The sequence below is a fragment of the Pseudomonas sp. WT-JTC genome, from assembly GCF_056711565.1.
Window position 1 is genome coordinate 4220784 of record NZ_CM160042.1, and the last position, 19646, is coordinate 4240429.

Annotated in this window: 18 protein-coding genes; 6 read left to right on the plus strand and 12 right to left on the minus strand. The window is 61.5% G+C overall.

Going from position 1 to position 19646, the window contains the following annotated elements; translation table 11 throughout:
• Positions 1–164: 164 nt before the first annotated feature.
• From AC06G5_RS19210 to AC06G5_RS19235, 6 genes are all read right to left on the minus strand, one after another.
• The gene (locus tag AC06G5_RS19210) at positions 165–1598 is read right to left on the minus strand and encodes an NAD-dependent succinate-semialdehyde dehydrogenase (protein ID WP_413428799.1); all 1434 of its coding nucleotides are present in this window, start codon (positions 1596–1598) and stop codon (positions 165–167) included.
• On the minus strand, positions 1595–2629 hold the full coding sequence (locus tag AC06G5_RS19215; protein WP_480458088.1) for an aldo/keto reductase: 1035 nt from the start codon (positions 2627–2629) through the stop codon (positions 1595–1597). The genes AC06G5_RS19210 and AC06G5_RS19215 overlap by 4 nt, the downstream gene beginning before the upstream one ends.
• Positions 2630–2639: 10 nt before the next feature.
• The gene (fae, locus tag AC06G5_RS19220; protein ID WP_008043405.1) at positions 2640–3152 is read right to left on the minus strand and encodes a formaldehyde-activating enzyme; all 513 of its coding nucleotides are present in this window, start codon (positions 3150–3152) and stop codon (positions 2640–2642) included.
• Positions 3153–3527: 375 nt separating this feature from the next.
• The gene (locus AC06G5_RS19225) at positions 3528–3797 is read right to left on the minus strand and encodes a pentapeptide MXKDX repeat protein (protein WP_413704479.1); all 270 of its coding nucleotides are present in this window, start codon (positions 3795–3797) and stop codon (positions 3528–3530) included.
• A gap of 53 nt (positions 3798–3850) precedes the next feature.
• A complete protein-coding gene (locus AC06G5_RS19230; protein ID WP_413704478.1) occupies positions 3851–4636 on the minus strand; it encodes a molybdopterin-dependent oxidoreductase in 786 nt (261 codons plus the stop codon).
• Positions 4633–5250 (minus strand): cytochrome b/b6 domain-containing protein, encoded by a 618-nt coding sequence (locus tag AC06G5_RS19235; protein ID WP_413428795.1) that lies wholly within the window; start codon positions 5248–5250, stop codon positions 4633–4635. The genes AC06G5_RS19230 and AC06G5_RS19235 overlap by 4 nt, the downstream gene beginning before the upstream one ends.
• Positions 5251–5529: 279 nt before the next feature.
• On the opposite strand from AC06G5_RS19235, the gene AC06G5_RS19240 reads away from it, so the two are divergent.
• Positions 5530–6471, plus strand: coding sequence for a class I SAM-dependent methyltransferase (locus tag AC06G5_RS19240; protein ID WP_413427510.1), 942 nt, complete (start codon positions 5530–5532; stop codon positions 6469–6471).
• 28 nt (positions 6472–6499) lie between these two features.
• Here AC06G5_RS19240 and AC06G5_RS19245 read toward each other — a convergent pair whose 3' ends face one another.
• On the minus strand, positions 6500–7273 hold the full coding sequence (locus tag AC06G5_RS19245; protein ID WP_413427511.1) for a helix-turn-helix transcriptional regulator: 774 nt from the start codon (positions 7271–7273) through the stop codon (positions 6500–6502).
• Between the two features lie 110 nt (positions 7274–7383).
• Here AC06G5_RS19245 and AC06G5_RS19250 point away from each other — a divergent pair, with 110 nt between their 5' ends.
• Both AC06G5_RS19250 and AC06G5_RS19255 read left to right on the plus strand, forming a co-directional pair.
• A complete protein-coding gene (locus AC06G5_RS19250; protein WP_413704477.1) occupies positions 7384–8487 on the plus strand; it encodes an extracellular solute-binding protein in 1104 nt (367 codons plus the stop codon).
• Positions 8488–8661: 174 nt separating this feature from the next.
• Positions 8662–9792 carry a DmpA family aminopeptidase gene (locus tag AC06G5_RS19255; protein WP_413427513.1) on the plus strand — a complete coding sequence of 377 codons (1131 nt, stop codon included), beginning with the start codon at positions 8662–8664 and terminating at the stop codon, positions 9790–9792.
• Between the two features lie 275 nt (positions 9793–10067).
• On the opposite strand, the gene AC06G5_RS19260 is transcribed toward AC06G5_RS19255, so the two are convergent.
• Entirely contained in the window at positions 10068–10700 is a 633-nt protein-coding gene (locus AC06G5_RS19260; RefSeq protein ID WP_413427514.1) for a TetR/AcrR family transcriptional regulator, read from the minus strand.
• 164 nt (positions 10701–10864) lie between these two features.
• Between AC06G5_RS19260 and AC06G5_RS19265 the strand changes: the two genes are divergently transcribed.
• On the plus strand, positions 10865–11305 hold the full coding sequence (locus tag AC06G5_RS19265; protein ID WP_413427515.1) for a hotdog fold domain-containing protein: 441 nt from the start codon (positions 10865–10867) through the stop codon (positions 11303–11305).
• A gap of 152 nt (positions 11306–11457) precedes the next feature.
• Here AC06G5_RS19265 and AC06G5_RS19270 read toward each other — a convergent pair whose 3' ends face one another.
• A complete protein-coding gene (locus AC06G5_RS19270; protein ID WP_413427516.1) occupies positions 11458–12180 on the minus strand; it encodes a GNAT family N-acetyltransferase in 723 nt (240 codons plus the stop codon).
• Between the two features lie 260 nt (positions 12181–12440).
• On the opposite strand from AC06G5_RS19270, the gene AC06G5_RS19275 reads away from it, so the two are divergent.
• Positions 12441–15827 (plus strand): Ig-like domain-containing protein, encoded by a 3387-nt coding sequence (locus AC06G5_RS19275; RefSeq protein WP_480458094.1) that lies wholly within the window; start codon positions 12441–12443, stop codon positions 15825–15827.
• Between the two features lie 133 nt (positions 15828–15960).
• Here the strand turns inward: AC06G5_RS19275 and AC06G5_RS19280 are convergent, their stop codons facing one another.
• From AC06G5_RS19280 to AC06G5_RS19290, 3 genes are all read right to left on the minus strand, one after another.
• Positions 15961–16530: a YceI family protein gene (locus tag AC06G5_RS19280; RefSeq protein ID WP_413704474.1), complete on the minus strand. Its 570-nt coding sequence runs from the start codon at positions 16528–16530 to the stop codon at positions 15961–15963.
• 136 nt (positions 16531–16666) lie between these two features.
• Complete coding sequence (locus AC06G5_RS19285) at positions 16667–17338, minus strand: phosphoribosyltransferase (RefSeq protein ID WP_413704473.1); 672 nt, start codon at positions 17336–17338, stop codon at positions 16667–16669.
• 102 nt (positions 17339–17440) lie between these two features.
• Positions 17441–18799, minus strand: a complete 1359-nt coding sequence (locus tag AC06G5_RS19290) for an MATE family efflux transporter (protein WP_413427520.1) — start codon at positions 18797–18799, stop codon at positions 17441–17443.
• A gap of 297 nt (positions 18800–19096) precedes the next feature.
• Between AC06G5_RS19290 and AC06G5_RS19295 the strand changes: the two genes are divergently transcribed.
• Positions 19097–19369, plus strand: a complete 273-nt coding sequence (locus AC06G5_RS19295; RefSeq protein ID WP_480458097.1) for a hypothetical protein — start codon at positions 19097–19099, stop codon at positions 19367–19369.
• Positions 19370–19646 lie beyond the last annotated feature (277 nt).

Genomic DNA, 19646 nt, shown 5'->3' on the forward strand with positions numbered 1-19646 from the left:
TTCGTCTCCAGTTGTTGTTATTGATGGAGAAATGAAACGTGTATCCCTGTAGGAGCGAGCTTGCTCGCGATGGACTTCAGGGCACCGCGGGGTGTCAGGCTCCCAGCGTTATCGTTGACGTCCATCGCGAGCAGGCTCGCTCCTACAGGGGGGCGGCGTGGCGCTTACAGACCACCCATCAACAGGTATTTGAGTTCCAGGTAGTCATCCAGACCGTACTTCGATCCTTCGCGACCCAGGCCCGATTCCTTGATGCCGCCGAACGGCGCCACTTCCGTGGAAATGATCCCTTCGTTGATCCCGACCATGCCGGCTTCCAGGCCTTCGGCCATGCGCCAGACGCGGCCGATGTCGCGGCTGTAGAAGTAGGCCGACAAACCGAACGGCGTGTCGTTGGCCTTTTGCAGCACCTCGGCTTCGTCCTTGAAGCGGAAGCAGGCAGCCACCGGACCAAAGGTTTCATCCTGGGCGATCAACATCTCGCTGTTGGCTTCGGCGAGGATGGTCGGTTCGTAGAACGTGCCGCCCAGCGCATGACGACGGCCGCCGCACAAGACTTTGGCGCCCTTCTCCACCGCGTCGCTCACGTGCAGTTCGACCTTGGCCAGCGCAGCGCTGTTGATCAGCGGACCTTGTTCGGTTTCGCCGTCCAGGGCGCTGCCGACACGCATGGCCGCTACGGCTTCAGCGAGTTTGCCGGTAAAGGCTTCGTACACGCCGTCCTGAATGAAGAAGCGGTTTACACAGACGCAGGTTTGCCCGGTGTTGCGGAACTTCGAAGCCATTGCGCCTTTCACCGCCGCATCCAGATCGGCATCGTCGAACACAATGAACGGCGCGTTGCCGCCCAGTTCCAGAGAGACCTTTTTCAAGGTGTCGGCGGCCTGGCGCATCAGCAATTTGCCGGTGCGGGTCGAGCCGGTGAACGACAGTTTTCGCACAACGCTGGACGCTTGCAGCGCGCCGCCAATCGCCACCGCATCGCCGGAAACGATGTTGAACACCCCGGCCGGAATCCCGGCCTGCTCGGCCAGCACCGCCAACGCAAAGGCCGACAACGGGGTTTCTTCCGAGGGTTTGAGGATCATCGTGCAACCGGCGGCCAGCGCCGGGCCGACCTTGCGGGTGACCATGGCCAACGGGAAGTTCCACGGGGTGATCGCCGCCACCACGCCGATGGCTTCCTTGACCACGATGATCCGCGCATCGGCCTTGTGGCTGGGGATCACGTCGCCGTAGGCACGCTTGGCTTCCTCGCCGAACCACTCCAGGAAGCTTGCGGCGTAGACCACTTCGCCCATGGCTTCGGCCAGTGGCTTGCCTTGTTCGCGACTGAGCAGCGTGGCCAGGTCCTTCTGGTTGCTCAGCATCAGTTCGCTCCAGCGCTTGAGGCGCTGGCTGCGTTCCTTGGCGGTCAGCTTGCGCCACGCTGGCAATGCACGGTTGGCGGCTTCGATAGCCAAATCAGTTTCTTCAGCGCCGGCCTTTTGCACCTCGGCGATCAGCTCTCCGTTGGCCGGGTTCAGCACCGGGTACGTGGCGCCACCGCTGGACCATTGGCCATCGATGAAGTTGCCGTGACGGATCAACGCGCTCATGCCACGGCCTCGGTCAGGTTGAAGCGCTCAAGGCCCGGACGGGCGGTACGCAGGATTCGTTTGCCGGCGGTGTAATCGTTGATCACGTCACACGGCGTGTAATTGCGTTCCAGCTCGTGCAGCTCTTCAGCATCGAGTTTGGTCTCCAGCGCTGCGAGGGCGCTGTCGAACTGTTCGGTGGTGTCGGCGCCGACCAGCATGCAATCCACGCCCGGATGGTTTGACACCCACGCCTGGGCGATCTGCGCATTGGACACACCGCGGGCACGGGCCACGCGTTGCACCGAATGGGCAATTTCGAACGAGGCTTCGTCGCTGTACATCTGCTGGGTGAAGAAGTCGGTCTGATTGCGGGTCGATTGTGCGTCCCCCGTCAACAGGCCTCGCGCCAACGGGCTGAACACCGAGACACCGAGGCCCTGGTCGCGGCAGAACGGGATCATCTCGCGTTCTTCTTCGCGGTAGGCGCAGTTCAATTGCAGCTGCATGTTGATCGGCTTGACCCAGCCATTGCGCTCGCAGGCCATGAGGATCTTTGCCAACTGCCCGGTGAGCATGGTCGACACGCCGATATAGCGGGCCTTGCCGGAGCGCACGATGTCGTTCATGGCGCTCATGGTTTCTTCGACCGGGGTGTTCACGTCGAAGTAATGCAGCATGAAAACGTCGACGTAATCCATGTCCAGGCGCTTCAGTGAAGCATCGATGCTGTCCATGATGTGCTTGCGCGAGTGGCCGCTGGCGTTGATGCCGGAGCGGGTGCCGTAACCGACCTTGGTGGTGATCACCAGGTCTTCGCGACGGGCCAGGCGCTTGACGATGCGCCCCACCACTTCCTCGCCGACACCTGCGGAATAGAAGTCCGCCAGGTCGATGAAGTTCACGCCGTTATCCAGGGCGTGCCTGACGATCGGTTCGCTTTTCTTCTCATCGAAGATCCACGGTTTCCAGTCCGGGGTGCCCATGTTCATGGTGCCCAGGCACAGGCGGGAGACTTCAAGGCCGGAGTTGCCCAAACGGATGTATTGCATGGCGCGGACCTCAGGCTTTTGGCGTGTAGAAAGGGTTGCTGATGTGATTGACCACATCGGCCAGTTGCGCGGTTTCCGGCTTGCCGGTCAGGGCGGCGCGGATCGCGGTGCGGCAGGCGTTGTAGTTGTTCAGGTACACGGCGTCGAGGTCGTCGCAGGCCGGGTTGACCCAGTTGGCCGTCACGATGGCCCACTCGTCCTCGGCTTCCGGCGGCAGGGTGCCGTCGAGCAGCGCTTCGAGAACCGCCTTGGCGATGCCGGCCTGGGACGCGCCCCAGGTGGCGTTGCCGTGCAGGTCGCTGCTGATCGCGGCCTTGTTCACATACAGGGTCATCGGCTTGACCGGGATGTTCGGCTGGGCGATCACCATGAACGGGCAGTGTCCCTGGCTTGGCGAGGCCAGGCTGTTGGCGAACGCCTGCCCTGCCGGGCCGTTGCGCGGGCCGATCAGGATGTTGATGTGTGCGGCGTTCACGCCCGGGCCTTCGAAACCTTCACCGATGTACAGGTCGAGTTCTTTCATGAGTCGTTACTCTTATCAGGACGCAGAGGATTTTTTGGGTGTCAGAAGCGCACGCATGCACGGGGCACACGCTGGCAAATGTTCGGGTTCGAAGAGCGCAGCAGAACGCTGGCGAAGACGCGGCAGTGATGATGAGTCATGGTTGCAAACGCTCTTTTTTGTTGTTGATGAGCTGGTTTGCGATTTTTAACACCGGGGGTTGGCAGGGCTGTAACCATTAAAAGTCATGCGGGTATGACTTCAAGTCATACCCCTGCACAACACGCCCCCCTGTAGGAGCGAGCTTGCTCGCGATGGAGTGTCAGTCGATGACGGGCTGACTGATACACCATCGCGAGCAAGCTCGCTCCTACAATGGATCGCGGTTGTCTGGACTTACTGCGACATTTCGCTTTTTTTCATCGCATCCTTGGACATCGCATCTTTTTTCATCGTGTCCTTGGACATTGCATCCTTGGACATGCTGTCTTTGGACATCGAGTCGGTCTTCTTCATCGCGTCTTTTTTCATCGCATCCTTGGACATGGCGTCCTTGGACATCGAATCCTTGCTCATGCTGTCGTTACTCATCGTATCGGCTGCAAAAACACTGGCAGCGCCAACGGCCAGGCACATGGACAGAACAACGGTGGTCAACTTTTTCATGATGAATCTCCTTGGAGCACGGGTTTGCGGACGGTGAATGTTTCGCACGTTCATCAGCTGCCACCGAACCAGTTGTAGCCCTGGTCTTCCCAGAAACCGCCGCTGTAGGTGTTGCTGACGAAAATCGCCTGAATGTGTTTGGGGTTCTTGTAGCCCAGCTTGGTGGGCATGCGCAGCTTCATCGGGAAGCCGTACTGGCGCGGCAGCACCTCGCCGTCATAAGTCAGTGTCAGCAGGGTTTGCGCATGCAGCGCAGTGGCCATGTCGATGCTGGTGTAGTAGTCGTCGGCGCATTTGAAACCGACGTACCTGGCATCGGTGTCGGCGCCGATGCGCTTGAGGAAATCGCTGAAACGCACGCCGCCCCAACGGCCGATCGCACTCCAGCCTTCGACGCAAATGTGCCGGGTGATCTGCTCGGTCTGCGCCATGGCGCGCAGTTCTTCGAGGCGCCAGCTGCGCTTGTCGGCGACCAGGCCGGTGACCTCCAGGCGATAGCTCTCCTCCTCCACCGTCGGCGCCTCGTCGATGCCGTAGAAGGCATTGAAGGGAAACGGCCGGGTAATCATCGACTCGGGATAGGTCGGCGCCATCGCGTTGGGGTTGAACAGCCAGCCCTGGACCCGATCGTTGAAGCGCGACATGGACGACAGCGCAGTCTCGACGCTGTCGTTGTCGGTGATGTTGCAGCCGGACAACATGGCCACGCCACCGAGGGTCAGGCCGCGCAGCAGGAACGAACGGCGCGAGCGGTCTTCGATTTGCGGGGCGAGGATCTTGCGGGCGTCGGTGAGGATCGAGGCCTCGTCCAGCCCGGGTACCTGAATGCGCTTTTTCATACCTGCTCCTTGCGGCCGACGATCATGGCCAACAGCGTTTTCGGAACCAGCGCGACCATCACCAGGTGCACCGCGACAAAGGCCACCAACAGCGCCATGGCGAAGAAGTGCACACGGCGCGCGCCTTCGTAACCGAACAGCAATTCACGCAACAGCGGGAACTGCACCGACTTCCACAACACCAGACCGGAGAGCACCAGCAGCGTGATGTCGACCATCACGAACAGGTAAGCGACGCGTTGCACCTGGTTGTAATGACTGAGGTCGGCGTGCCCGAGTTTTCCGCGTAACGCGGCCCACAGGTCCTGCAGCACGCCTTTGGGCGAAACCGGGAAAAACCGCCGCTTCAGGCGTCCGCTGAACAGGTTGAAGGCCAGGTAGATCAGGCCGTTGATCGCCAGGAACCACATCGCCGCGAAATGCCATTGCAGCGCGCCGCCCAGCCAGCCGCCGAGGGTGATCGCCTTGGGAAAGCTGAATTCGTAGATCGGCGAGGCGTTGTAGATGCGCCAGCCGCTGGTGACCATCACCAGCACCGCAAGGGCATTGAGCCAATGGGTCAGGCGTAGCCAGCGTGGATGACTGGACTTGGGTGAAGCAGTGGTCTGCGACATGTCCGGCTCCCGTTTGTTGTTCGTTGGGGCCGATTATGGGAGCGGGAAGATCGCCAAATCCTCACGCAGAGTTAAATTAATTGTGATAACTCGCTCCCAACGAACACCGAGAACCCTGTGGGAGCGGGCTTGCTCGCGAAGGCGCAGTGTCAGTCGCTATCAATGTTGACTGACACTGCGCTTTCGCGAGCAAGCCCGCTCCCACCCTGTTTTGTGGTGATTCACCAGTTGCGCAATTATGGTTAAATGCCGCCCCCTACAAATGACCGACCCGACCCGATGAACCCTGAAGCCCTCGCCATCCTCAACCAACAGGTGCTCACCGCCCTCGCGGCCGCCCCCGCAGAAACCCGCCGCCTGTTCCACGGCCGTGGCCGCTGCTGGCCGGGGCTGGAGCAAGTGACCGTGGACTGGTTGCAGGGCGTGGTGCTGGTGGCGTTGTTCAAGGAGCCGCAAGCGACGCAACTGGCAGACTTGAAGCAGGTGCTGATGGCGATCACCCAATCAGCGCAATGGACACAATCCGGTGCCCATACACTGCTGTTGCAGCATCGCTACCTGCTGCAAAGCACCACCGAGTGGCTGCTCGGGGACGTCATCGAGGAAATGAACATCACCGAGGGTGGCCTGAAGTACCGGGTCGACCTGGGCCGCAAACAGAACACCGGGCTGTTCCTCGACATGCGCTACGGTCGCGACTGGGTCCGCGCCAATGCCGAAGGCAAGCGGGTGTTGAACCTGTTCGCCTACACCTGCGGCTTCTCGGTGGCGGCCATCGAAGGCGGCGCGAGCCACGTGGTCAACCTCGACATGTCCAGCCCGGCCCTGAGCCGTGGTCGCGACAACCACCGCCTCAATGGCCACGACCTGAGCAAGGTGAGCTTCCTCGGCCACGACCTGTTCAAGTCCTGGGGCAAGGTGATCGGCAAGGGGCCGTACGATCTGGTGATCATCGACCCGCCGTCGTTCCAGAAAGGCAGTTTCCTGCTGACCAAGGATTACCAGCGCGTACTGCGCCGCTTGCCGGAACTGCTCAGCCCGCAAGGCACGGTTCTGGCCTGCATGAACGACCCGGCGTTTGGTGCCGACTTCCTGATCGATGGCGTGACCCGCGAAGCGCCGAGCCTGCGCTTTGAGCAGCGCCTGGAGAACCCGCCAGAGTTTCCCGATGCGGATGTGGAGTGCGGGTTGAAGGCGTTGGTGTTCAGGCTCGGAGACTGAGTCCCGCTTTTTTGTAGCCTGACTCAGATCACCGCGGCTGCAACACCAGTGCAAACAACTCGCCATGCCCGTTCACATTGAGCTTGTGATAGAGGTTGCGCCGATGCACCTTCACCGTCTCCGGGGAGATGCCCATTTTCTGGGCGATGGCCTTGCTGGAAAAACCCTGGAGAATCAGGCGCGCGGTTTCGATTTCCCGCAGCGTCAGGCGTGCGTCGAAGCGATCGAGTAACGTGGCCAGATCGCTGGCCGGCGGTTCGGCGACCGGCCCTTGCAGTGGCGTCAGATCCAGGTGTCGGCGCATCGCCGCCAATACCCAGTCACGCACGCACAGCAGGCGGCCTTGTTCCTCCAGGCTGAAGCGCACCGAACGCCCGAGGGACAGGCCGAGCACGGCGCCGTCGAGGTTCACCATGAACTGCAACTCGTCCCCACCGACCACGCGGCTGAAGTAACTCAGGTAGTACTCGCTGTGCTGGAACTGGTCGGGGGCCACCGATTCGAGGCTGTGCAAGCCGTCGGCGATGCCGGCGCAAGCGGCTTGATAGAACGGATCGAGCAGGTACATGCCGGCCCGGTAGTCCGCCAGCTCTTCCTGCTCGTCACCGTTGCCCTTGGCATCGAAATCAATCAGCAGGCGCGGCACATGGCCCGGCCGCATCAGCGCCACCAACGCGTTGTCCAGCGGCACCAGCAACCGCAGGGTGTCCACCAGTGCACGCCAGAAACCATCCCGCCCCACCGCCGTGAAGACCCGCGCCAGCCCCTGGTGCACCGGCAACTCTTTCAACAACGCGTCCACGCACTACCCCTTTTGAGTAACCCATGATGGGAATGGGTGAAGGCCACCCCGGTCGATACGCTGAAAACTCCTGAATACCACCGGCCGCAACAGGCCAGGAGTGCCGCATCATGAGTCGTCACCACTTGTATTTCAATCTGGGCTTTGGCGCCTGTCTGGCGGTGTCGCTGTCGGCGTTTGCGGTCCAAACCCCGACGGTGCACGTGTACAACTGGTACGACTACATCGGCCCCACCACTCTGCAGGACTTCAAGCGCGACACCGGGATCCAGCCGGTCTACGACACCTTCGACAGCGCCGAAGTGCTCGAGGGCAAGTTGCTCACCAGCCGCAGCGGCTACGACGTGGTGGTGGCCAGCAACTTCAGTTTGCCCACGCTGATCAAGGCCGGCGCCCTCGCCCCCTTGCCCCGTGCGCAGATGCCGGACTTCAAGAACATGGACACCGATCTGCTGGCGAAACTGGCCAACAACGATCCGGGCAACCAGTACGCCGTGCCCTACCTGTGGGGCACCAACGGCATTGGCTACAACGTCGACAAAGTGCGCGCGGTGCTGGGTGACAAGGCGCCGGTGGATTCCTGGGACCTGGTGTTCAAGGAAGAGAACCTGGCCAGGCTCGGCGAATGCGGCGTGGCCATGCTCGACTCGCCATCAGAGATGCTGCCGGTTGCCCTGCACTACCTCGGCCTGCCGCCCAACAGCACCAACCCCGAGGACTACAAGAAGGCCGAAGCCTTGCTGCTGAAGCTGCGTCCGCACATTGCCTACTTCAACTCGTCGAAGTTCATCAGCGACCTGTCCAACGGCAACATCTGCGTGGCGGTCGGCTGGTCCGGCGCGATGCTCGAAGCCAAGACCACCGCCGAGCAGGCCGGCAACGGCGTGAAGATCGCCTACAGCCTGCCGAAGGAAGGTGCGCCGGTGTGGTTCGACACACTGGTACTGCTCAAGGACGCCCCGCACCCGGAACAAGGGCTGGCCTTCATCGACTACCTGATGCGCCCCGAGGTCATCGCCCCGGTCAGCGACCACCTCAACTATCCCAACGGCAACCGCAGCGCCACGACACTGGTCGCCGAAGAGACCCGCAGCAACCCGGCCGTCTACCCGTCGGCCGAAGCCATGGCCACCTTGTTCACCCTCCAGCCCCTGCCGCCTGCGACCGAGCGCGTGCGGACGCGGATCTGGAGCAAGGTCAAGAATGGCCAGTAGACACACCACTAACCCTGTGGGAGCGGCGGTGCGGCGATCCGACTTGCTCGCGAAAGCGGTATGTCAGCCAACACTTTTGGCGACTGATACGACGCCTTCGCGAGCAAGCCCGCTCCCACAGGAACTGCAGTGCCCCACAGATTTTTTCTGCCACGACTCGAAGATGAGAAAACCATGAAACCACGTGCCCGCGACCTGAACATCCCGATCGGCCAACTGCAACCCGGCCCGCTCAATGCCATCACCGACGTTCCCGGCGTACGGGTCGGCCACAGCAATATACGAGGACGCACTGCCAATGGCCGCGACATCCTCACCGGCGTCACCGTCATCGAACCGCGCGCCGGTTCCACCAGCCAGCAACCGTGTTTTGCCGGTGTGCATGTACTCAACGGCAACGGCGATGCCACGGGGCTGGAATGGATTCGCGAAGCAGGCTTGCTGACCAGCCCTATCGCCTTCACCAATACCCACAGCCTGGGCGTGGTGCGCGATGCGCTGATCGTGATCGACCGCGAGCAGCAACCGGATGACGGGCGCCTCTACTGGAACATGCCGGTGGTGCTGGAAACCTTCGACGGCTTGCTCAACGACATCAACGGCTTTCACGTCAAACCGGAACACGTGGCTCAGGCCGTGCGTTCGGCGGCGGGTGGCCCGGTGGCCGAAGGCAATGTCGGCGGTGGCAGCGGCATGATCTGTCACGAGTTCAAGGGCGGCATCGGCACCGCGTCGCGACGGTTGAACAGCACCCAGGGCGGCTGGACAGTCGGGGCGATCGTCCAGGCCAACCACGGCATTCGCAATGAACTGCGCGTTGACGGGTATCCGGTCGGGCGCTACATGGAACAGGTCGATTCGCCGTTCCTCAAGGCATCGCTGCCCCATCCGGGCATGGGTTCGATCGTGGTCTGCCTGGCCACCGATGCGCCGTTGCTGCCGCACCAGTGCACCCGTCTGGCCCAGCGCGCCAGCCTCGGCCTGGCCCGCACTGGCGGCGGTAATGAAGACCACAGCGGCGACATTTTCATCGCCTTCGCCACCGGTAACGATCACGTGCCACCGGCCGCCTATGAGAGCAAGAAAGCGCCGACCACCCACAACCTGAGCATGGTCAACAACGACCACATCAGCGAGCTGTTCCTGGCCGCCACCGAGGCCGTGGAAGAAGCCATCATCAATGCCTTGCTCGCCGCCGACACCGCCGAAGGCAACGGGCACGCGGTACCGGGGCTGGATGCCGAGACCTTGCTCAAGGCCTTGCGTCGCGCCGGCTGGCCGGGGGATGCGACTAGCGGTACTTGAGTGAAACGCTAGGTCTTTTTAGGATGAAGTTGCGCAGTCGCTTGCTTGCTCAAGCCGCTGCGCAGGTGGTGAGTGAACTGAACCCCTACCAAGCTCACCGCCTGCTTCATGCGCATCTTGAGCCTCAATGGCTCTACTTCCTCCCCATCAAAGAGCTTTGAGGCTCTTTTTTTGCCTCTGAAAAACATCACAGCTCACTGTAGAAGCGGGCTTGCCCGCGATGGAGTGTCAGTGACACCACTCAGCCTGACACACCATCGCGAGCAAGCTCGCTCCTACAAGGGATGTTCATTGGAGTTGGGGATGCACAGTGACCGCCACGCCGCCTCGGCCAGCATGTCCCGGTACGCCTTCGGGCTGCCCTTGACCCGGCCCGACAACCAGGCGCGGCAGTAACTGTCTGCCTGGCCGACGATCAACGACGGTATCAACTCCGCCGGAAAACCACCCAGCTCGTTCCCCTGTGCGCCCAGCCATTCCAGCAACTGCTTGTTGCGTGTCTTGTTGCGGCTGGCGAGTTCGTCCTTGAACGGCCCCTTGGTGACGGAAAACCGCGCGTGGTACTGGAACCGCGCCCACTCCGGCTGGCTATCGACCCAATCCACGTAGCTGTGCACCAGCGCATGCACCCCCGTTTGTGTGGTGTGTGCCTCAGCCAGGTAGCTGTCGCGCAAGCGGGCCTGGTCGTCGAGAGCGGTAAAGAACAGCGCCGCCACCAGGCCTTCCTTGTTGCCGAAATGGTGATAGATCGCGCCGACACTGGTGTCGCATTCGGCGCGGATCATTTCGATGGTGGTGGCCTCGATCCCCTGTTCGTTGAACAGGCCGAGGGCCTTTCTGAAGATGTCGCGCTTGAGTTCGGCGCGTCGTCCGGGGTAGCAGCGTTCGAGCAGATCGGCGGTTTCCATGCTGAAAAACGGTCCAGAAAAGTCATAGGTGGAGCTGGCGGTTGCCAACGAACAAGTGGCACTAGGTTGACAGAATTCTCATCGACAGAATACTGTTCCGTTGCAGAACATTGTTCTGTTAAAGAATATTGTTCTGCAAACTGTCATCCTCAAGAGGCATCAAAATGAGTCAGTTCCTCAGCATGTTCAGCAGCGCAGGCCCGCAGGCGTTCAGCAAAATGGCCTGCCAGGTGGCGCCCTACTTCTCCACCATCAACCCGCTGGTCAAGGATTTGCGCAAAGGCAGCGCCACCGTGCACGTGCCGTTTGCCCGGGAAATCACCAATCATTTGGGTACGGTGCATGCGATTGCGATGTGCAACGCCGCCGAACTGGCCGCCGGGATGATGACCGACGTTTCCATTCCCGCTGGCGCCCGCTGGATTCCCAAAGGCATGACCGTTGAATACCTGGCCAAGGCCAAGAGCGATGTGACGGCGGTAGCCGAGGGAGATGCCGTGGACTGGACCACCGAAGGCGACAAGATCGTGCCGGTGGACATTCACGATGCCGAGGGCAAGAAGGTGTTCACGGCGCGGATCACCATGAATGTGAAGCTGGCTTAAACGCTGTGCGAGCTCTCGCGGGCAACCAATCCCCTGTGGGAGCGGGCTTGCTCGCGAAGGCGTCGTATCAGTCGCCAAAAATGTTGGCTGACACACCGCTTTCGCGAGCAAGCCCGCTCCCACAGGGGGGGGTGGTGTTTAGATGAACTCGGTCAGACCAACCGAAGTCGAGGACTACTGGCCGGTACGGCATCGTCCCCCAACCGCCCCCGCACAAATTCCCGGGCCTTGTGCGTCAACTGGTCCAGGTGCCGGTCGCGCTGTTTTTCCGCGTCGGTCATGGCCCGCTTGCCATGCTTTTGCAGCAAGTAGGTATGAATCTGCCGCACTTCCAGCGAGCTGTAGATCGACGCCACATCCAGCAGCGCCATCAAGCCATCGGTGGCGTGGTCACGGGTATTCATCAACACCTGGGTCGCACGCACGCCCACCACCTGAAAGCCCATCGCTTCGAAATACGGCACCTTGGCCACCGCGCAAGTCAGCTCGGCATGGGGATAGCGGCCGACCATTTCCCGCAGCATCCGCCGGGCCACGCCCTGGCGCCGATACTCGGCCTGCACCGCCATGTACGCCACGCCACACGCCTCGGGATCGTCCTGCACCGGCAGGTACAGCAAAAAGCCGATCACCTTTTCCGGGTCGTCTTCGTCAGTGGCAACGATCAACTCCACGGCAATGCCTTTCTCACCGTTCAACGCTTGCAGATACAGGTGCACCTCATAGCCGATCGCGTACTGATAAAGGTTGTACAGCAGGTTGCTTGGCGGGATCGCGACCATGCTGATGTCGGTCAGGTTGTCGACCACCATCTGCAGGATCTGGCTATTGACGTGCTCGGGGCACGGAGTCTTGAAGTGGCTGATCAGGGGCATTGCGGTGATAGGCTCCGGGAGGCAAAGGCGGCCTATCATAGCGCGCCTGACACCTGCGCGGTGGGGGGAACCGGGGGGTGAAGGCCCCCAACATTGAGGATTCCCCCCCACTGCGGCGCGATAACCGCCACCACAGCCATCAATCTTTTGATACAAAACGATTTTTCCTATCCCTCGGATCCACTCGCGATTGGCGCAGCTCTTGCAAAGAGCGAATTGCGAACGTCAGCCTCACCGGCGCGCCCCCGAGGAAATACAATATGAAGAGAATACCTGATCTCAAGTCGCTCGGCCTTTTCAGGAAACCGGGCATCGCCGCTGTGATGCTGATCAACATCAACATCAGCATCGGCAACGCCGCACCGCTTGATGATGTCAGCCAGCCGCCGCCAACAGATCCTTCGGCGTATACCAACCCGCCGGCCGACCCCAAGGCCGCGCTGGATGCCATACTGGCCATGCCACCCGCCTTCCAGGGCGCCATCGCCCTGCCCAATGGCGCCTTTGGCACCCGCCTCACCACGCCAACGACCGACAACGTGCTGCCGCCAGCCCTGCAGACATCCTTCAAGATCCCCACCAATGGCAAGCCCAGCCCATTGTTCGGGGCGCAGCCGTACACCCAGCAACTGCTGCTGTTCGAAGAATTCGGCACGGAAAAACTCGACCCGACACTGCCGGCACCGCCCCTGACCTTCCCGGTTCCGCTCGTCGGCCCGGCGCCCATGCAGGACCCGAACAACATCGCCCGCAGCGGTCCTTCGGCCGCGGCCCTGGAAGCCTTCATGCGCCAGCCGGGGCTGTACCCGTTTCCGTCGCAGTATTCCAACGTACTGGACCGCAACCCGTGGAAAGCGCAGATCGAAGCCTTCCTCAACCGCCATCCGGTCGGCTCGCCAGCCGAAGGTCGTCCGCCAGGAAAAGGCTGGTCGCACCAGCGCTGGAACGAGTTCTACCCGCAGGTCGCCTTCAAGACTGCTCAAGCGGGCGCCAAGCTCAATGGCGGCATGCGCGACCGTCGCCAGCTGCACAACTACGCCGTTGGTGAGTTCGGGCCTGGCGGGCTGTACTACCAGACTTCAGACCTCCCGACCACGACAGGCACCACCAAAGGCATCGACACCCGCTTCCACCCCAACATGCCGATCCAGAACCACAAGGCGCTCTGGACCTTCGACGGCACCTTTCCGCCAAAACTGCTGATGGTGCGCTACGGCCAACCGACGCTGATGCGTCACTACAACGCCCTGCCGATCGATCCGTCGGCCAACATGGGTTTTGGCCTGCACACCCTCAGCACCCACGAACACAACGGCCACACCCCGGCCGAAAGCGACGGCTTTGCCAATGCGTTTTTCTTTCCGGGGCAGTACTACGACTATCGCTGGCCAATTCAACTGGCCGGTTATGACACCATCAACACCAGCGCCCAGGATCCGCGCGCGGCGTTCCCCTGCGCCCCGGGCGAAACCCTGTTCGTCAACGATGCCACTCCGGGCCTGAAGACGTGCAACAACGGCAGCATCAAGATCCGTGGCGACTGGCGTGAAACCATGAGCACCCACTGGTTCCATGACCACATGAACGGTTTCACCGCACAGAACGTCTACAAGGGCAACGCGGTGATGATGAACTACTACAGCGCCCTGGATCGCGGTAACGAAGCCTTCGAAGACGGCGTCAACCTGCGCCTGCCCAGCGGTTCGGCGCTGCCCTGGGGCAACCGTGACTATGACGTCAACCTGATGGTGGCCGACAAGGCCTGGGACGCCAATGGCCAGCTGTGGTTCAACCCGTTCAACACCGACGGTTTCCTCGGTGATCAGATCCTGGTCAACTGGCAGTACCAGCCACGCCTGAATGTGCGCGCGCGCAGCTACCGCTTCCGCATCCTCAACGGCTCGGTGTCGCGCTACTTCAGGATCGCGCTGGTGCGTGAAGTCGCAGGCTCCGGTGGCGAATTCCCCGGCCCGGCAGGTTCCGGCGTGTCTTACACCCGCGTGCCGTTCCACATGGTCGGCAACGACGGCAACCTCATGGAACATGCCGTGCCGTTCGACGGCAGCATGGACCTGGACGGTGACGGCGACATGCAGAACCACAACGCCATCCTGCCCACCATGGGCATCGCCGAGCGTTACGACATCATCGTCAACTTCGCGAAAAACGGGATCAGCGTCGGCGACAAGCTGTACTTCGTCAACCTGATGGAGCACCAGAACGGCAAGGGTCCGGAGGCTACACTGCTGAGCCTGGCCGATGTCCTGTCCGGGAAGTACAAAGCGGTGCTCAAGCAGGGCAGCAAAGGGCTGGAATGGGACAACGGCGACCCGGGGGTGGGCAAGTTCCTGCAGCTGGTGGTCAAGCCTTATGCCGGCCAGGACGTGAGCATGAACCCCGCCGACTACGAACCCGCCAAACCGGGCAAAGCGGCCGGCAAGACCATGCTCCCGCTGACGATCAACCGCGACGATCCGGTAGTGCAGGCCAAGCTGAAGGTGGCACGCCATCGCGAGTTCATCTTCGGCCGCTCCGACGGCACCGACGACGCCCCCTGGACCATCAAGACCGACGGTGGTTTCGGCTACCCCATGGACCCTCGGATCATCAGCGCCGCTCCGCAACTGGCGAACGGCCCGACCGATGCCGGGTTCTCCGGCGACGGCACCATGGAAGTGTGGAAAATCAAGAGCGGCGGCAACGGCTGGAATCACCCTGTGCACGTGCACTTCGAAGAGGGGATCATCCTCCACCGTGACGGCAAGGCGCCACCAGAATGGGAAAAATGGGCACGCAAGGACGTCTATCGCATCGGCGAGGGCATCGACAGTTCGGTGGATGTGGAAATGGCGATCCGCTTCCGTGAATTCGCCGGGACCTACATGGAGCACTGCCACAACACCCAGCACGAGGATACCTCCATGCTGCTGCGCTGGGATATTGAGCACCCGGGCCAGTTCCAGTTGATGCCAACGCCCCTGCCTGGCTGGGACGGCGTCAACTACGTCAACTCCGCCGCGCTGCCAACCTTCCGCACTGGCGATACCCGTAACAACGACGGCGATAACAAAAATCCGATCGCCAACCCCGACAGCGCCATCAGCAACAACGGCCAACCAGTGCCCATCAACGTCCTGGCCAACGACTCCGACCCTGACGGTAACGTGCCGCTTAAAGTGGTGGGCCTGGAGCAACCGGACTCCGGCAAGGGCACGGTCAGCACCGATGGTCTGCGCGTGACCTACACACCACCGGCCACGGTCCCCGCGCCGTTCACCGCGACCTTTACCTATAAGGCCGCCGATGCCAAGGGTGCGGAGTCGGCACCGACGACGGTGTCCGTGGCGGTCTCGGCAGGTGTCGTCGAGAACCTGATCGTCACCAGCGCTACCGTCACCGCCCGCAGCAACAGCCGTTACTACTGGGTCCTGTCCGGCACCACCTCGCGTGGCACGGGCAATACCATCACGGCGACTGCCACGACCACCTCCGGTCCGGTGAGCCTTGGCACCGCCACCCTGACGCCGACGGCGACAGGCGCACGCTGGAATATAGCGGTGACCACCACCGGCAGTGGCCCGTCGCCTAACCCGACGGCGACCGTCACATCGGCCTTCGGCAAAACCGTGACGGTGCCAGTGCACTAGAGCGGATTGATCGACGCCCGGTCCATGCAATGTGGATCGGGCGTTTTTCTTTTGCGAATCGCAAGGTGGTACCGAGGTGAGGTTTACTGACTATCGGTTCTATCGGCAAAGTGCCTGGCATTTGCGCTGACGGTCACCGCTGCGGCGCCACCATCCGAAAGCGGATATTGATCTCGTTGGACACCACACTGTCCGCCCACTCGCCTTCGCCGATCTTGAAGTCGTCACGCTTGAGCACCAGCTGGCCCTCGAAAATGCCGATGGCGCTCTCCGATTTCAGCAGCACCGGTACACTCACTTCGCGAGTAAGCCCCCGCAGGGAAAGCTTGCCGGTGATGGTGTAGCGGTTATCGCCCAGGGCCTTGATGGACGTCGACTCGAAGGTCGCCACCGGATAAGTCGCGGTGTCGAACCACGCCGTTTTTTGCAGCTCGGTGTTGGCGTCGCTGCTGCCGGCGTCGATGCTCTTCAGGTAGATGGTCAGCGCGGCATGGGCGGCGCCGGGGTTATCGGTGTCGAAGTCCAGTTTGGCCTTGAACTTGCCAAAGGTGCCGTAGGCTCTCGAACCCATCTGCTCATAGGTGAAACTCAAGGTGCTGGCCCTGGCGTTCACATCCTTGTATTCCACGGCTTTAGCGAACGGCACCAGGCCGAACACCAGCGTGCCGGCCAGAACAACGCAACGCGCGGATCGAAGGTTCATGGCACTCTCCGGGAGGGCTCCCGTCTTGAGTTGGGGTGCCGCACAGGTCGGGTGGCATCAAATGACTTAAGCAAACAACCGGCGTTTATTCCACCTCACGCGGTGATTTGCGACCACCTGCCGATGGCCGTCAGCGCTACCCGCACTCCCCGCGTTGCCACGCCCGCTGCAACAGCGCGATCACCTCGGCATCCGAGGTCTGGGAAAAATCCATGTACCAATGCCCGATCGAAGTGAACCACTCGGGCATCAGCGGGCAGACCAGTTCATCCACCTCGTTGCGCAGCGCCTCCACCGTGTCGATCGGCGCCACCGGCACCGCCACCACGATGCGCAATGGCGCCTGCACCCGCAACGCCTGGATCGCAGCCCTCATCGAAGCACCGGTGGCCAGGCCGTCGTCGATCAGGATCACCACCTGATCCTTGAGCTGCACCGGCGGCCGCGTGCCGCGATAGACCTTCTCGCGGCGCAGCAACTCGCGGGTTTCCCGTTCGACCACGGCGTCGAACGCCGCGCGATCAATCGGGTGCACCCGCAGCGCCTCCTCATTGAGAATCCGGATACCGCCGCTGGCAATCGCGCCCATGGCGTACTCCGGGTGGGACGGCACACCGAGCTTGCGCACCAGCATCAGGTCCAGGCGAACCTTCAGCGCCGTAGCCACTTCATAGGCCACCGGTACACCGCCACGGGGCAAGGCCAGAACGATGACATCGGCCCGCTGGGCGTAAGGCAGCAGCGGCTCGATCAAACGCCGCCCGGCCGCCGGCCGGTCTTGCAGGATGGAATGGGACAAGGGGCTCATGTAAAAACCTCCCCAGGCGAACACGCCTGCCAACTTCCGCCAAACCTGCCTTCTGTAGCCACAGGTTTCGGTGCATAGCATTATCCGCCCCCTTCGTCCCGCCTACACCAACCGCTCAATCTTCTGATGCTGCCACACCAGTTTGTAATACAGCGTCTGCAACACCAGCATCCCCAGGTACGCCACCGGAAACGCCATCCACACCCCTTGCAGCCCGAACTTCGCATCCAGCAGATATGCCGCCGGCAACTGCACACCCACCACGCACACAATGGAAATCGCCACCGGCATCATCACCGTGCCGCTGGCACGCATGATGCCGCCGATAATCGCCTGGAAGCCGAACACCAACAGGCTCCAGAGCATGATGTGCAACAGGTGCTGAGCCATGTTCCGCGTCGCCTCCTCAGTAAGGAACGACGCCAGCAACCAATGCGACAGCAAATACCCCAGCACCACCAGGCCACCGGTCAGGCACACATTGATCATCAACCCCGTGCGCAAAATCGGCCCCATGCGCTCGATGCGCCCGGCCCCGATCGCCTGCGCCCCGAGGATCGACGCGGTAATCGCAATCGACAGCGCCGGGAACTGCACGTAATTGACGATCTGCGTCACCGCGCCATACGCCGCCGTCGCCTGGGAACCGTGCTGGTTCACCAGCGCCAGAATCACCAGTTCCGACAGCGACAACACCACCATCTGCAAGCCGGTGGGCAACCCGATGCGCAGCACCTTGCCGAGAATCGCCATGTCCAGCTTCATCGCCGCAAAGAACTCCCGGTCCGGCGCCAGCGGATGGCCCTTGCCAATCAAGCGCCACGCCAGCAACCCCATCGCCACCAGGTTACCCACCAACCCGGCAAACGCCGCACTCTGAATCCCCATCGGCGCAAAACCCAACCACCCGCGAATCAACGCCGGCGTCAGCGCCAGCCCAACAATGGTCGACACCACCAGCGCCAACAACGGCGACAAGGTATCGCTCACCCCACGCAACAACTGCGTGAACAACACAAACACCAACAGCGACGGCATGATCCACAACATCACATGGGCATACGCCACCGCATCGTCCAGCACATCCGTCGGCGTCCCCAACCCCACCAACGCCGACCGCGCAAACACACTCCCCACCACCGCCGCCACCAACCCGATCAATACCCCCAACAACAACGTCGCCCCGGCAATCGCCTTCACCAGATGCGCCTCCCGCGCACCCCACGCCTGCCCGATCAACACACCAGCCCCCGCACCGAGGCCGATGACCAGGGCGATGAAGAAAAACACGATGGGGAACATCCCCGACACCGCCGCCAGGGCCTGGGTGCCGAGCATCTGGCCGATGTAGACGCTGTTGACCGTGCCGGACATGGATTGCAGGAAGTTCGACAGGACCATCGGGGCGAGAAACAGCAGGTAGGTTTGCCAGAGGGGGCGTTGGGGGGTTGCGGTTTGCATGAGCGAAGGTCCATCTCGACGGCAGGAGCGATGATTAAGGATAGCGTTGGTGGCTGAAACCAAACGGCAGTGAACATCTCAGGTCTGTGTTTGTATTTCCAGCGACGTGATGTGAAAGGTCTGAAGTTTCATCGTCAAAGGTCCTACACAAAGCTCGGAATGCCTCACCTTCCCGCGCTGATCTCGTGCGGCTTATAGTCGGCGCCGTCGCCCATTATGGTGATTCGGGTTTGGCGACCTGACAACAGAGAATGACCGACTGACGGCCTTGAGCCCATCTAACAGAGATCATTCAAAATGAATCGATACATGCCCCTCACCGGAATCGACCTGGTTCCGGCTTCCCTGCTCATTGATACCGAAGCGCCACTCGACGTGCTGCAAGCCATGGCGGACTACCGTATTCGTACGGTTACGCAGGTGTTGGAGAATATTGCCTACAGGGCTGAGATTGGTTGCGACACGGTGGTGTTGTCGGACTTTTCCAGATTGCTGGTCATTCCGTTGCGCGATGGTTGTGACTTGATGGATGTGATTGGACGGAGGTTGCGGGCGCAGGCGGCGGAGTGAATGAACGGGCGCTGAAGGTGCCCGTTTTTTTGTCCTGCGAGAAAAACGGGTTTTTTTTCTGTGTCACGTCCTGAGTAAGGTTTACACCTGTTTCAGGACCAGACAGTGGCAAAAACCTTGTCTGCTTTCGGCTGTGGATTCAACCGGTCGAGGAAGGCAGAAATCGGCCAAAAGCAGCCTCTGACGACGAACCTTGGCCCTTACACCGTGGTCACAACAAATGATGGCATCGCGGCTGATCAAAGGCCCTCGGTCTGCTCCACTCAAGCGCGACGCT

Bases quoted from the DNA above. Each gene is read 5' to 3' on its own strand.
- AC06G5_RS19210 (WP_413428799.1), bottom strand. From the start codon at position 1,598: ATGAGCGCGTTGATCCGTCACGGCAACTTCATCGATGGCCAATGGTCC.
- AC06G5_RS19215 (WP_480458088.1), bottom strand. From the start codon at position 2,629: ATGCAATACATCCGTTTGGGCAACTCCGGCCTTGAAGTCTCCCGCCTG.
- fae (WP_008043405.1), bottom strand. From the start codon at position 3,152: ATGAAAGAACTCGACCTGTACATCGGTGAAGGTTTCGAAGGCCCGGGC.
- AC06G5_RS19225 (WP_413704479.1), bottom strand. From the start codon at position 3,797: ATGAAAAAGTTGACCACCGTTGTTCTGTCCATGTGCCTGGCCGTTGGC.
- AC06G5_RS19230 (WP_413704478.1), bottom strand. From the start codon at position 4,636: ATGAAAAAGCGCATTCAGGTACCCGGGCTGGACGAGGCCTCGATCCTC.
- AC06G5_RS19235 (WP_413428795.1), bottom strand. From the start codon at position 5,250: ATGTCGCAGACCACTGCTTCACCCAAGTCCAGTCATCCACGCTGGCTA.
- AC06G5_RS19240 (WP_413427510.1), top strand. From the start codon at position 5,530: ATGAACCCTGAAGCCCTCGCCATCCTCAACCAACAGGTGCTCACCGCC.
- AC06G5_RS19250 (WP_413704477.1), top strand. From the start codon at position 7,384: ATGAGTCGTCACCACTTGTATTTCAATCTGGGCTTTGGCGCCTGTCTG.
- AC06G5_RS19255 (WP_413427513.1), top strand. From the start codon at position 8,662: ATGAAACCACGTGCCCGCGACCTGAACATCCCGATCGGCCAACTGCAA.
- AC06G5_RS19260 (WP_413427514.1), bottom strand. From the start codon at position 10,700: ATGGAAACCGCCGATCTGCTCGAACGCTGCTACCCCGGACGACGCGCC.
- AC06G5_RS19265 (WP_413427515.1), top strand. From the start codon at position 10,865: ATGAGTCAGTTCCTCAGCATGTTCAGCAGCGCAGGCCCGCAGGCGTTC.
- AC06G5_RS19270 (WP_413427516.1), bottom strand. From the start codon at position 12,180: ATGCCCCTGATCAGCCACTTCAAGACTCCGTGCCCCGAGCACGTCAAT.
- AC06G5_RS19275 (WP_480458094.1), top strand. From the start codon at position 12,441: ATGAAGAGAATACCTGATCTCAAGTCGCTCGGCCTTTTCAGGAAACCG.
- AC06G5_RS19280 (WP_413704474.1), bottom strand. From the start codon at position 16,530: ATGAACCTTCGATCCGCGCGTTGCGTTGTTCTGGCCGGCACGCTGGTG.
- AC06G5_RS19285 (WP_413704473.1), bottom strand. From the start codon at position 17,338: ATGAGCCCCTTGTCCCATTCCATCCTGCAAGACCGGCCGGCGGCCGGG.
- AC06G5_RS19290 (WP_413427520.1), bottom strand. From the start codon at position 18,799: ATGCAAACCGCAACCCCCCAACGCCCCCTCTGGCAAACCTACCTGCTG.
- AC06G5_RS19295 (WP_480458097.1), top strand. From the start codon at position 19,097: ATGAATCGATACATGCCCCTCACCGGAATCGACCTGGTTCCGGCTTCC.